The sequence below is a fragment of the Streptomyces sp. NPDC001204 genome, from assembly GCF_053598035.1.
Window position 1 is genome coordinate 1 of the sequence record NZ_JBSFJL010000018.1, and the last position, 13,149, is coordinate 13,149.

11 protein-coding genes are annotated in these 13,149 nt (G+C 71.0%); 8 read left to right on the forward strand and 3 right to left on the reverse strand.

The features are described from left to right. Positions 1-545: 545 nt before the first annotated feature. From gap to pgi, 7 genes are all read left to right on the forward strand, one after another. Positions 546-1,553, forward strand: a complete 1,008-nt coding sequence (gap, locus tag ACWC91_RS23590) for a type I glyceraldehyde-3-phosphate dehydrogenase (RefSeq protein ID WP_225074154.1) — start codon at positions 546-548, stop codon at positions 1,551-1,553. Between the two features lie 165 nt (positions 1,554-1,718). Next, entirely contained in the window at positions 1,719-2,930 is a 1,212-nt protein-coding gene (locus ACWC91_RS23595; RefSeq protein ID WP_281156280.1) for a phosphoglycerate kinase, read from the forward strand. A gap of 6 nt (positions 2,931-2,936) precedes the next feature. Continuing rightward, complete coding sequence (gene tpiA, locus ACWC91_RS23600) at positions 2,937-3,713, forward strand: triose-phosphate isomerase (RefSeq protein ID WP_225074152.1); 777 nt, start codon at positions 2,937-2,939, stop codon at positions 3,711-3,713. Between the two features lie 159 nt (positions 3,714-3,872). Continuing rightward, on the forward strand, positions 3,873-4,109 hold the full coding sequence (secG, locus tag ACWC91_RS23605) for a preprotein translocase subunit SecG (protein ID WP_100569504.1): 237 nt from the start codon (positions 3,873-3,875) through the stop codon (positions 4,107-4,109). Positions 4,110-4,324: 215 nt separating this feature from the next. Then, entirely contained in the window at positions 4,325-4,660 is a 336-nt protein-coding gene (locus ACWC91_RS23610; RefSeq protein ID WP_073952427.1) for an RNA polymerase-binding protein RbpA, read from the forward strand. Between the two features lie 171 nt (positions 4,661-4,831). Next, positions 4,832-6,112, forward strand: coding sequence for an MFS transporter (locus ACWC91_RS23615; protein ID WP_225074151.1), 1,281 nt, complete (start codon positions 4,832-4,834; stop codon positions 6,110-6,112). Positions 6,113-6,178: 66 nt separating this feature from the next. Beyond that, on the forward strand, positions 6,179-7,831 hold the full coding sequence (gene pgi / locus ACWC91_RS23620; RefSeq protein WP_225074150.1) for a glucose-6-phosphate isomerase: 1,653 nt from the start codon (positions 6,179-6,181) through the stop codon (positions 7,829-7,831). Positions 7,832-8,003: 172 nt separating this feature from the next. Here pgi and ACWC91_RS23625 read toward each other — a convergent pair whose 3' ends face one another. The 3 genes from ACWC91_RS23625 to ACWC91_RS23635 form a co-directional block, all read right to left on the reverse strand. Next, complete coding sequence (locus ACWC91_RS23625; protein ID WP_225074149.1) at positions 8,004-10,286, reverse strand: ABC transporter permease; 2,283 nt, start codon at positions 10,284-10,286, stop codon at positions 8,004-8,006. Positions 10,287-10,395: 109 nt separating this feature from the next. After that, positions 10,396-11,151 (reverse strand): ABC transporter ATP-binding protein, encoded by a 756-nt coding sequence (locus ACWC91_RS23630; protein WP_100569501.1) that lies wholly within the window; start codon positions 11,149-11,151, stop codon positions 10,396-10,398. After that, positions 11,148-11,663, reverse strand: a complete 516-nt coding sequence (locus tag ACWC91_RS23635) for a PadR family transcriptional regulator (RefSeq protein ID WP_225074148.1) — start codon at positions 11,661-11,663, stop codon at positions 11,148-11,150. The genes ACWC91_RS23630 and ACWC91_RS23635 overlap by 4 nt, the downstream gene beginning before the upstream one ends. 160 nt (positions 11,664-11,823) lie before the next feature. Between ACWC91_RS23635 and ACWC91_RS23640 the strand changes: the two genes are divergently transcribed. Then, on the forward strand, positions 11,824-13,098 hold the full coding sequence (locus ACWC91_RS23640; protein ID WP_225074147.1) for an ABC transporter substrate-binding protein: 1,275 nt from the start codon (positions 11,824-11,826) through the stop codon (positions 13,096-13,098). The last annotated feature ends 51 nt before the right edge of the window (positions 13,099-13,149 follow it).

The window sequence follows — 13,149 nt, forward strand, 5'->3', positions numbered from 1 at the left end:
TATATCTACACGCGCATCTGAACACTGTTACCCCACCCCACGCGTTCCGCATCTGCGCCAACCAGCACCGGCTGGTTGGCCGATGGCGGCCGGTCGGTTGGTATGCAACTACCGACAGTGACCGGCCCGGGCCGGGCGGCCGCGGGCCGGTGACGGTGCTTGACAGGCTGCTTCGGCCACCGCGGGGAGGTGGCCGGGGTGTGGCCGGGGCGGTGGGGACGGTCCGCCGCCGCGGCACCCCCGTGGGGGAATTGACGGGTTTGCCGGAAGTCCGGATTGGTCGGAGATCGTGGCATTTCACAAGTGAGCTGAGGTGCTCACGAACGAGTGACCAACACGGTCAATTGGTATGGGCAATCCATAGCGAAATCGGGTGATCCAGGCAGCCTGCGCGAGGGGTTCGGGTCTTTGTCGAAGCCGTGCTGTCCAGGACGCGTCCGGATGTCACTTCGGAGGCCTTGGAGGGGTAGGGTCGTGGGTGGTCGGGGACATCCCAATACAGCTCGCCGGCGTCGAAACCGGCGTACCAACGAGGAGATCGGTTCGTGACGATCCGCGTAGGCATCAACGGCTTTGGCCGCATCGGTCGTAACTACTTCCGCGCGCTGCTGGAGCAGGGTGCAGACATCGAGATCGTGGCTGTCAATGACCTGGGTGACACCGCGACCACCGCTCACCTGCTGAAGTACGACACCATCCTGGGCCGCCTCAAGCAGGAGGTCTCCCACACCGCCGACACCATCACCGTCGACGGCCACACCATCAAGGTGCTGTCGGAGCGCAACCCCGCCGACATCCCCTGGGGTGAACTCGGCGTCGACATCGTCATCGAGTCCACCGGCATCTTCACCAAGAAGGAAGACGCCGAGAAGCACATCGCCGGCGGCGCCAAGAAGGTCATCATCTCCGCCCCGGCGAAGAACGAAGACGTCACCATCGTGATGGGCGTCAACCAGGACAAGTACGACCCGGCCAACCACCACGTCATCTCCAACGCCTCCTGCACCACCAACTGCGTGGCGCCGATGGCGAAGGTCCTCGACGAGAACTTCGGCATCGTCAAGGGTCTGATGACCACCGTGCACGCGTACACGAACGACCAGCGCATCCTGGACTTCCCGCACAAGGACCTGCGCCGCGCCCGTGCCGCCGCCGAGAACATCATCCCGACCACCACCGGCGCCGCCAAGGCCACCGCCCTGGTGCTGCCGCAGCTCAAGGGCAAGCTGGACGGCATCGCCATGCGCGTGCCGGTTCCCACCGGCTCGGTCACCGACCTCGTCGTCGAACTCTCCCGCGAGGTCACCAAGGAAGAGGTCAACGCCGCCTTCCAGAAGGCCGCCGAGGGCGAGCTGAAGGGCCTCCTGGACTACACCGAGGACCCGATCGTCTCCTCGGACATCGTCAACGCCCCGGCGTCCTGCACGTTCGACTCCTCCCTGACCATGGTTCAGGACGGCAAGAACGTGAAGATCATCGGCTGGTACGACAACGAGTGGGGCTACTCCAACCGCCTCGTCGACCTCACGGTCTTCGTCGGCAACCAGCTCTGACCGGCAGGGCAGGCACCTCGATGTGAGAGCAGGGCCCGGGCGGCGCGCCGACGCGCCGTCCGGGCCCTGACGCACGTACAGCGGGCCGAACGACCACAACCCGCCCACGTGCGGATCGATCAGCCCTCGTACGATCAAGAGCCCCCTCCTCAGGAGTCCCACCCAATGAAGACGATCGACGAACTTCTCTCCGAAGGCGTGGACGGCAAGCGGGTCTTCGTCCGCGCCGACCTCAACGTGCCGCTGGCCGACGGTGTCATCACCGACGACGGCCGCATCCGCGCCGTCCTGCCCACCGTCAAGGCCCTCGCCGAGGCCGGCGCCAAGGTGGTCGTCGCCTCCCATCTGGGCCGCCCCAAGGGCGCCCCGGATCCGGCCTTCTCGCTGCTGCCCGCCGCCGAGCGGCTCGGTGAACTCCTGGGCGCCTCCGTGGCGTTCGCCCAGGACACCGTCGGCCCGGCCGCCCACGCCGCCGTGGACGGCCTTCAGCCCGGCCAGGTCGCGGTCATCGAGAACCTGCGGTTCAACCCCGGCGAGACGTCCAAGGACGACGCCGAGCGCGGCGAGTTCGCCGACCGGCTCGCCGCCCTCGCGGACGTCTACGTCGGCGACGGATTCGGCGCCGTGCACCGCAAGCACGCCTCCGTCTACGACCTGCCGGCCCGCCTTCCGCACTACGCCGGCTACCTCATCGCCACCGAGGTCGGTGTCCTGAAGAAGCTCACCGAGGACGTCCGGCGGCCCTACGTCGTCGCGCTCGGCGGCGCCAAGGTCTCCGACAAGCTCGCCGTCATCGACGAGCTGCTCGGCAAGGCCGACCGGCTGCTCATCGGCGGCGGCATGGCGTACACCTTCCTCAAGGCCCAGGGCCATGAGATCGGCACCTCCCTCCTTCAGGAGGACCAGCTCTCCGCCGTCAAGGAGTACATCGAGCGGGCCGAGAAGACCGGCGTCGAGCTGGTCCTGCCCGTGGACACGCTGGTCGCGCCCGAGTTCCCGGACCTGAAGGCCAAGGCCCCGGTCCACCCCACCGCCGTCGCCGCGGACGCCATGCCGGCCGGCCAGCAGGGCCTGGACATCGGCCCGGAGTCCCGCAAGCTGTACGCCGCGAAGCTCGCCGACGCCGCCACCGTCTTCTGGAACGGTCCGATGGGCGTCTTCGAGCACCCCGACTTCGCCGAGGGCACCAGGGCGGTCGCCCAGGCCCTGGTCGACTCGGACGGCTTCACCGTCGTGGGCGGCGGCGACTCCGCCGCGGCGGTCCGTACGCTGGGCTTCGACGAGTCGGCATTCGGCCACATCTCGACCGGCGGCGGCGCCTCTCTCGAATACCTCGAGGGCAAGACGCTCCCCGGCCTCGCCGCACTGGAGGACTGAAACCGTATGAGCACGCGCACGCCGCTGATGGCGGGCAACTGGAAGATGAACCTCAACCACCTCGAGGCCATCGCGCACGTCCAGAAGCTCGCCTTCGCCCTCGCCGACAAGGACTACGAGGCCGTCGAGGTCGCCGTCCTGCCGCCCTTCACCGACCTGCGCTCCGTGCAGACGCTGGTCGACGGCGACAAGCTTAAGATCAAGTACGGCGCCCAGGACGTCTCGGCGCACGACTCCGGCGCGTACACCGGCGAGATCTCCGGTGCGATGCTGGCCAAGCTGAAGTGCACCTATGTGGTGATCGGCCACTCCGAGCGCCGGCAGTACCACAACGAGACCGACGAGCTGGTGAACGCCAAGGTCAAGGCCGCCTACAAGCACGGCCTGACGCCGATCCTGTGTGTCGGCGAGGAACTGGAGGTCCGCGACGCGGGCAACCACGTCACGCACACGCTCACCCAGGTCGAGGGAGGTCTGAAGGACCTCCCGGCCGAGCAGGCCGAGTCGATCGTGATCGCCTACGAGCCCGTCTGGGCCATCGGCACCGGCAAGGTCTGCGGCGCGGCGGAGGCCCAGGAGGTCTGCGGCGCCATCCGCGGCAAGCTCGCCGAGCTGTACTCGCAGGAGGTCGCCGACCAGGTGCGCATCCAGTACGGCGGCTCGGTGAAGTCGGGCAACGTCGCCGAGATCATGGCGCAGAAGGACATCGACGGCGCCCTGGTCGGCGGTGCCTCGCTGGACACGGACGAGTTCGTCAAGATCGTGCGCTTCGGCGAGCAGTGAGCCGGGGCCCATCGCGGGCACTGGGCCGGGCCCGCCGTGAGTGGCGGGCCGGGCTGTGAGTATGCGCGGGCGGCGATCCGTCGTACCCTTGCGGGGGCATGGTAGGCATGACCTGCCACACCCCGTCGTCCATCCGAATCCGAGGAAGTTGGTCCAGCCGTGGTTTTGGGGTTCTCGATCGCCCTGATCGTCTTCAGCCTGCTGCTGATGCTGCTGGTGCTGATGCACAAGGGGAAGGGCGGCGGCCTCTCCGACATGTTCGGTGGCGGTATGCAGTCCTCCGTCGGCGGCTCCTCGGTCGCCGAGCGCAACCTCGACCGCATCACCGTGGTCATCGGCCTGCTGTGGCTCGCCTGCATCATCGTGCTCGGCATCCTGATGAAGACGAGCAGCTGACGAGCGGCTGCCCTTCGGTCGGGACCGCACATTCCGTACGTAAGGCCCCATGGTCGGTACGCGCTCCTGAGCGCGGCCTATCATGGGGCTTGCGTCTGTGTGGGAGCGGTAACTCCCATCACTGGACGCGCGTTGGGCCTTACGTAGACTGAGGCGCTCGCGGCGGAGCGGAGGCCGACCCGTTTCGCGGCACCATCACGCAGGGAGTTACGACCGTGGCAAGTGGCAACGCGATCCGAGGAAGCCGGGTCGGGGCGGGGCCGATGGGCGAGGCCGAGCGCGGCGAGTCCGCGCCGCGTCTGCGCATCTCCTTCTGGTGCTCCAACGGACACGAGACCCAGCCGAGCTTCGCCAGCGACGCGCAGGTTCCCGACACCTGGGACTGCCCGCGCTGCGGCTTCCCGGCCGGTCAGGACCAGGACAACCCGCCGGCCCCGCCGCGGACCGAGCCCTACAAGACGCACCTGGCCTATGTGCGGGAGCGCCGCAGCGACGCGGACGGTGAGGCGATCCTCGCCGAGGCGCTCGCCAAACTGCGGGGCGAGATCTAGGACTTGAGGTCCGGTCGGCCGCCTTCGGGCGCGGGGCCGGACCTGTTGCGTACCGGACTTGCTGCGTACCGGACCTGTTGCGTATCCGGGCGGACCGGCCGCCGCGGACCGGTTGTCAGTGGTGCCCTCTACGGTTTGCGTATCGGTGAATCGTGAGGCGGAGGGGAAACCATGACGGGGGTCGAGGCCGGGCGCGAAGCCGTCGACACGGGTGCGCCGGCGTGGCGTGGCGGATTCGGACGGCTGTGGAGCGCCGCCGTGCTGTCCAGCTTCGGCGACGCGCTGCGTACGGCCGCGCTGCCGCTGCTCGCCCTGTCCCTGACCGACGACCCGCTGCTCATCGCCTCCGTCACGGCCTGCGGCTATCTCCCCTGGATCGTCTTCGGGCTGCTCGGCGGCGCCGTCGCGGACCGTGTGGACCAGCGGCGCGCGATGTGGGCGGCGGACACGGTACGGGGCCTCCTGGTCGGCGGCTTCGCCCTGGCGGTGGCCCTGGGGCACGCCTCGATCGGCCTGCTGATCGCCCTGGCCTTCGCGCTGACCACGCTCCAGACACTCTTCGACAACGCGGCCACGGCCCTGTTGCCCGCCCTGGTGGAGTCCGAGGCGCTGGGCAGCGCCAACGCCCGTCTGATGACCGGGCAGCGCCTCGCGGGCGGGCTGCTGGGCGGCCCGGTCGTGCCCCTGCTGTTCGCCGCGGGGGCCGCCGCGCCCTTCGCGGCCGACGCCGCCACCTTCCTGGTGGCCGCCGCTCTCGTGGCCTCCGTGCGGGTCCCGGCGCCCGAGCGCCGGCCGAGACCGGCGGGCAGCACGCTGCGGCGGGAGATAACCGAGGGACTGCGCGCCCTCGGGCGGGACAGGGCCCTGCGCGGGCTGTGCGCCGCCACGGCCCTGTGCAACGTCGGGATGGGCGCGCTCATCGCCACCCTGGTGGTCGTCGTGACCGGCTGGCTGGGCGCGGGCACCAAGGGATACGCGGCGGCGCTGACGGCGTACACGCTCGGCAGCCTGGCCGGGGGAGCGGTCAACCGGCGGATCGTGGCCCGGCTCGGGCGGATGCGGGCCGTGGTGCTGGCCGGCGGGGTGCAGATCGCCGCCCTGGTGGTCCTGGGACTGGTGCCCAGCCTGGCCTTCGCGGTGGCCGCGCTGGCCGTGTTCGGGCTGATGGGCATGGTGTGGAACGTCAACACGACGACTCTGATGCAGCAGCGCAGCCCCGCCGGGATGCTGGGCCGGGTCAGCGCGGCCTTCCGCACCCTCGCGGTGGCCGGGGCGCCGCTGGGCGCGGTGCTCGGCGGGGCCGTCGCGGCCGTGTGGGGCCCGAACTGGCCGGCGCTGCTCACGGCCGCGTTCTTCGTGCTTTCCGTGGCCGCGCTGATACCCGCGCGCCGTGCCGACGTACTCGTTGTTACGCCGGACGACGGCGTGACGACGACTCATGTCTCCCGCTGATCAACTAGGTTGGACCGGCAGCGGGGCAAGGACGCAGGACAGCTAGGAAAGAAGGCTGAGGTCCGAATGAACGCAGACGCCCGTACCAGGCTCAACCAGAGGCCCGAGTGGACCGCTCTGGCCAGGCACCGTGAGGAGCTCGCCGGCACCGGTCTACGGGATCTGTTCGCGGCCCACCCGGAGCGCGGCGAGGCGTACGCCCTCCAGGTCGGTGATCTGTACGTCGACTACTCCAAGCACCTCGTCACCGACGAGACCCTGCGGCTGCTGCGGGAGCTGGCCGCCGCGACGGACGTGTTCGGGCTGCGGGACGCCATGTTCCGCGGTGCGAAGATCAACGTCACCGAGGACCGGGCCGTGCTGCACACGGCGCTGCGCTCGCGGCGGGACGCGGTGATCGAGGTCGACGGGGAGAACGTCGTGCCGGGGGTGCACGCGGTCCTCGACAAGATGAGCGACTTCACGCACCGGGTGCGGTCGGGGGAGTGGACGGGGCACACCGGCAAGCGGATCCGCAATGTGGTCAACGTCGGCATCGGCGGCTCCGACCTGGGCCCCGCGATGGCGTACGAGGCGCTGCGGGCCTACACCGACCGTGGTCTGACGGTGCGGTTCGTGTCGAACGTCGACGGCGCGGACCTGCACGAGGCCGTGCGGGATCTGGACGCGGCGGAGACGCTGTTCGTCATCGCGTCCAAGACGTTCACCACGATCGAGACGATCACCAACGCGACGTCGGCGCGCAACTGGCTGCTGGGAGAGCTGAAGGCCGGCCCGGAGGCGGTCGCCCGGCACTTCGTGGCGCTGTCCACGAACACGGAGAAGGTGTCCGAGTTCGGCATCGACGTCGAGAACATGTTCGAGTTCTGGGACTGGGTCGGGGGCCGGTACTCGTACGACTCCGCGATCGGCCTGTCCCTGATGATCGCGATCGGGCCGGACCGGTTCCGGGAGATGCTGGACGGCTTCCGGCTCGTCGACGAACACTTCAGGACCGCGCCGGCCGAGTCCAACGTGCCCTTGCTGATGGGCCTGTTGGGGATCTGGTACGGCAACTTCCACGACGCCCAGTCGCATGCGGTGCTGCCGTACTCGCACTATCTGTCGAAGTTCACCGCGTATCTTCAGCAGCTGGACATGGAGTCCAACGGGAAGTCGGTGCAGCGGGACGGAGAACCCGTGGAGTGGCAGACCGGTCCGGTGGTGTGGGGGACGCCGGGCACGAACGGGCAGCACGCGTACTACCAGTTGATCCACCAGGGTACGAAGCTGATCCCGGCGGACTTCATCGGCTTCGCCGAGCCGGTGGCCGAGCTGAGCGGTGAACTACGGGCGCAGCACGATCTGCTGATGGCCAACTTCTTCGCGCAGACCCAGGCGCTGGCCTTCGGCAAGACGCCGGAGGAGGTACGGGCGGAGGGGGTGCCGGAGGAGCTGGTGCCGCACAAGACCTTCCGCGGGAACCACCCCACGACCACGATCCTCGCGCGCGAGTTGACTCCGTCGGTGCTGGGGCAGCTGATCGCGCTGTACGAACACAAGGTGTTCGTACAGGGTGCCGTCTGGAACATCGACTCCTTCGACCAGTGGGGAGTCGAGCTGGGCAAGGTCCTCGCGAAGCGCGTGGAGCCGGCTCTGACGGAGGGCGCGGAGGTGGAGGGGCTGGACCCCTCCACGACGACCCTGGTCGCCAAGTACCGCGCCCTTCGCTCCCGCTGATCCCTCTTCCCTCACCCGTCTCGCTGGAGCGGAGCCCCCAGGCCCCCCGGGACCCCCGGACCTCCCGGGACCCCCGGACCAGGCCCCCCGGGACCCCCGGACCCCAGGCCCCCCGGGCTATCCGGATCGAACCCGGGGCTCCGCCCCAGCCCCCGCCCGGACCCGTGGGCGTTCAGGCCACCGCTGACAACGTGTCCGCCAGGCGGCGGTGGGAGGCTCTGGTGGCGGGGAGGGCGGAGAGGGCCGCGGCGCCCAGGGCCGCCGAGGCGACGAAGAGGAGCAGCAGGAGCGGGGAGGGCGTTCTGGCGATGCCGGCGCCTATGCCGCTGGAGTGGCCCTGGGCGTTGATCAACCAGTTGGACAGGGGGAGCGCCAGGGCCGTGGCGGCGGCTGCGGCGGCCAGGGCCGTGCAACCGGTCGCGGTCACCGTGATCGCGGTGATCTGGCGGGGAGAGAGACCGATGGCCTTCAGGGCCAGGAGGTCTCGTTCGCCCTCGCGGATCGTGCCGCCGATCGCGGAGAGGAGCTCGATCAGGCCGATCAGGGCCAGGACACAGGTCAGGCCCACGATGACCGCGCGCATCGACGACAGGCCGTCGGCCGGGTTGGTCACCGGATGGACGTCGAGGTGGCCGTGGGCTGCGGCGGACAGGGCGGTGGCGACGTGGCGCGGATCGGTGCCCGGATCGAGGCGGAGCTGGTAGAAGGTGGGGCTGAGGTTCGGGTCGTTCTCGTGCAGGGTGTCCAGGGACGTGGAGATGACCCGGCCGGCGTTCTCCGGTTCGATGCTGCGGCCGACGATGTGCAGGATCTGCGGCTGGTCGCCCACCGTCATGCGCACCCAGTCGCCGACCCGGACGTCGAGCAGGTCCAGCAGGCCCTGCCCGGCGACCGCCTCGTCGGGCCCGTCGGCGCGGCGGCCCTCGGCCAGGGCGAACGGGTAGGGAGCCTCGCGGGTGCCCAGGCCCCGCAGGGCGATCGTGGCCGTCTGGCCGGGGACCAGGGCGGCCACCTCCACACCGGGGTAGACGGCGGCGACCCCGGGTTCCCGATCCAGCAGCCCCCGCGTGCCGCCGTCGTTCAGGGTGCTGTCGGGACGGACGGTCAGCGCGGCCGGCAGCCCCAGCTCCTCCGGCCGGTTGTGGAAGCGGTCGATCGTGGTCCAGGCACTCATCGCCACCACGATCAGCAGCAGCGGAAGCGCCAGCCGCCCCACCGTGGCGAAGGTGCGCGGGCGGCGGGTGAAGGCCCGGTGCCACCCCAGGACCAGCGCGGGCGGCAGGCGCAGGCCCAGCGCCCTGCGGGCGACCCCGGGCAGGCCGCCGCCCGGCACCGCCGCCGGGTGCGGCACCGGGACCGGCGGCACCCGTCCCGCCCGCCACGCCGCGAGCCCGGTCACCGCGCCGATGAACAGCACCGCGCCCACCGGGACCGCGCCCATCGTCACCGTGTGGCCCGGCAGGCCCTGCCACACCCCGACCGCGTCGCCCAGCCGGCCCGGGATCCGCGCGCCCAGCCCCTCGGTCAGCACCACCGCGGCGACGGCGCCCAGCACGGCGTACGCCACATGCTGGAGCAGGAAGATCCGGACCACCTGGGCGGGCGTGAAACCGATCGCCTTCAGCACCGAGATGTCCCGCAGGTGCCCCCGTATGCGGGTGCCGATCGCGCCGTGCACCGCCAGCCCGGCCGCGATCAGCGCGCCCAGCCCGAACAGGCCCAGCACCTGCCCGAGCAGCCGGTTGTCGCTCTGCGCCTCGGCCCGCGCCTGCTGCCAGGTGGACACCTCGCCGACCACGCCGGCGCCCAGCACGGTGACGGCGCGCTGCACGGCGTAGTCCGTGTCGTCGGGATCGGTCAGCCGCAGTCCGACCACCCGTCCGCCGGGCTCGCGCACCGCGGACGGCTGCGCCCACACCAGCCCCGGCTGCTCGCCGGGGCCGTAGCGGGGCTCGGCGCTGTCGGCGATGCCCACCACGTTCAGCGCGCGCCCGGTACCGGGCAGGGTGAGCGTGTCCCCGGGTTCGGCCAGCAGGGCCGTGGCGAGGCGGCTCTCCAGGACCACGCCGTCCGGCTCCCCGGCGTCCAGCCAGTGCCCGGCGGTGAGCAGCGGGCGTCCCACGGCGGGCAGCGAGGGCGTACCGCGCAGTTCCACGGTGGCGCGGGTGCCGCGGGAGACGACGGTGGCGGACTCGACGAGGTAGGCGTCGGTGACCGACTCGACGCCGTCCAGCGCGGCGAGCCGCCCCGTCTCGGCGGACCGCGCCGTGTGCAGCCACACATGGGCCCCGTGGGACTGGGTGAAGACCCGCTGCCAGGGATTGGTCGCGTAGCCGAACAGCGCGGTGGCCAGCAGTAGCGAGGCGACGATGCCGGCCGTGGCCAGCACGATGAACAGCGCCTCTCCCCGGTGGGCGCGCAGATCGGAGTGCGCCCAGCGCAACGTGGCTCGCACCGGCCTCAGTCCCTCGGTCCGGAACGCGGACCCGGGCACGCCGGGCGGCCGTACCCCGGGCACGCCGGGTAATCGCGTCCCGGGCACATCAGGTGGTCGTACACCGCACTCAGTCCCTCAGTTCCAGCACGCCCGAGATCCCCGTGCTCCGCGACGGCGTCGTCCCGTCCAGTTCCGCGTCGTCGGCGATCCGGCCGTCGAAGAAACTGATCACCCGGTCCGCGGCGCTCGCCAGCCGGGCGTCATGAGTGACCAGCACGATCGTCTGGCCGCGCCCGTGGAAGCGGGACAGCAGCCGCATCACCTCGCGGGTGCCCTTGCTGTCGAGGCTGCCGGCGGGCTCGTCGGCGAGCAGCAGCGGAGGGTGGTTGACCAGCGCGCGGGCCAGCGCGACCCGCTGCTGCTCACCGCCGGACAGCTCGCCCGGCATGCTGCGCTCCTTGCCCTCCAGGCCCAGCTCGGCCAGCAGTTCCTCCCGCTCGGCACGCGCCTGCCGCGGCGAGCGGCCGGCGAGCAGCGCGGGCAGTTCGACGTTGTCGGCGACGGACAGGTTGGAGACAAGGTTGAAGAACTGGAACACGATCCCGATGCCGTTGCGGCGTTCCTCGGCCCAGCGGGCCTCGCCGTAGGAGTCGGTGCACCGGCCGTCCAGCCAGATGCTGCCCTCGTCCGGCCGCTGCAGTCCGCCGAGCAGGTGCAGCAGCGTCGACTTGCCCGCCCCGGACGGGCCGGTGACCGCCACGAACTCGCCGCGGGTCACCGACAGATCCACCCCGCGCACGGCCCGCGCGGGCGCCCCCTGGCCGTGGTGCGTCTTGACCAGGCCCTCGGCCCGCAGCAGCGCCGGAGCTCGGACGTCGCTCACTCCAGCCCCTCCAGTTCCTCCTGGCACCGCTCCAGCCAGTCCAGGTCGGCCTGAAGGTGCAGCATGGCGCCCTCGATCAGCAGTTGGGCGATTCGGTTGTCCCGGTTCTCGGCGGCGGCCAGCTTCGACAGGTTGCGCATGGTGTTGAGGTACTGGCGCCGCTGCTTGTTGATGAGGGCGATCTGGTCGGCGAGACCGGTCTGCGGGGCGAGGGCGAGCTTCATGAAGAACTCGTCCCGCACCCGCGGCTCGTCCTCGGGCTCCTCGAACCAGGCGCGCAGCGCCTCCCGCCCGGCGTCGGTGAGGTGGTAGATCTTCTTGTTGGGCCGGCTGGACTGCTCGACCTCCTCGCCCTCGATCAGTCCCGACTTCTCGAGGCGGCCGAGGGTCACGTAGATCTGGCCGACGTTCGGCTGAGGGTACGCGGAGCCCAGCAGTTGCTCAAGGTCCTGCTTCAGCTCGTAGCCGTGGGCGGGACCGCGCGCGAGAAGTGCCAGGAGGGGCAGGCGCACGCGTGCTCTCCTCCTAGGTCCTCGTCAGACGCGTCATGCGGGGTGTCTCCGGGTGGACGACGTGAGATTGACGCCGGGCCCTAGTATCGCCCATACCTAACAGGTATACATGGCCTGAGCCGGGCGAAGGTGCCCGGCGCCGGTGTGCAAGGAGGAACCTATGCGGTGGATCCACGCCGCCGGTAGGGGCCTCCTTGTTCTGGTCGTGGTCATGACCGGCTGTATCTCCTCGGGTGCCCGGGCGACCGAGGGGAGCGGTGAGGGCCGCGGCCCGCTCACCCTGGCCACCGCGGGCGACCTGACCGGCTACCTCGGCCCGCTGCTGGAGGGCTGGAACCGCACCCACCCCGCCGAGAGGGTCACCCTCGTCGAGCTGCCCGACGCCGCCGACGAGACCCGCGAGCAGATGGCCACCGACCTGCGCGGCGGCAACCGCAGCCGGTTCGACGTGCTCAACATCGACGTCAACTGGACCTCGGAGTTCGCCGCCGCCGGCTGGATCCGCCCGCTGCCGCGCGAGCGCTTCCCGCTGGAGACGTTCCTGCCCCCGGTCGTCGACACCGCCACCTACGACGGACGGCTGTACGCGGTCCCGTACGTCACCAACGCCGGCCTGCTGCTGTACCGCAAGGACGTCCTGGCCAAGGAGGGCGTCCCGCCGCCGCGCACCTGGGCCGAGCTGGAGCACGCCGCCCGGACCATCGCGCCGAAGTACGGACTGGACGGCTACGCGGGCCAGTTCCTGCCGTACGAGGGGCTGACCGTCAACGCGGCCGAAGCCGTGTACTCGGCGGGCGGCACGATCCTCGGCGACGAGGGCGAGCGCGTCACCGTCGACTCGGGCGCGGCCCGCGAGGGCATCGGCTTCCTGGCGCGCGGCTTCGCCGAGGGCTGGATCCCCGAGGAGGCGCTGACGTACAAGGAGGAGGAGTCCAAGCAGGCCTTCCAGGACGGCCGGCTGCTCTTCCTGCGCAACTGGCCCTACGCGTACGCCGTCGCCTCCGCCGAGGGCTCCGCGGTCGCCGGGAAGATCGGGGCCGTACCGCTGCCCGGACCCGACGGGCCGGGGACCAGCGTCCTCGGCGGCTCCAACCTGGCCGTCAACACGCACGCGCGGCACCCCGACTCGGCCGCGCGCCTCATCGCGTACCTCACCAGCGAGCCCGTCCAGCGCCAGGTGCTCACCGAGGGCGCGCTGCCGCCCGTGCGCGCCGCGCTGTACGAAGACCCCGCACTCGTACGGCGGTTCCCGTACCTGCCGACCCTGCGTGCCTCCGTGCTGGCCGCCGCGCCGCGCCCCAAGAGTCCGCACTACGACCAGGTCAGCCTGGTGGTTCAGGCGGTCGTGCACGACACGCTGGCCGGGCGGCAGACCCCCGAGGCGGCCGTGCGGCGCCTCGCGCGCGAACTCGACGCCATCGCCGGGCGCTCGTAGCGCTCGCGCCGCTCACGGCGGAAGCGCGGTTGTAGTTACTTGTTAGGTAAC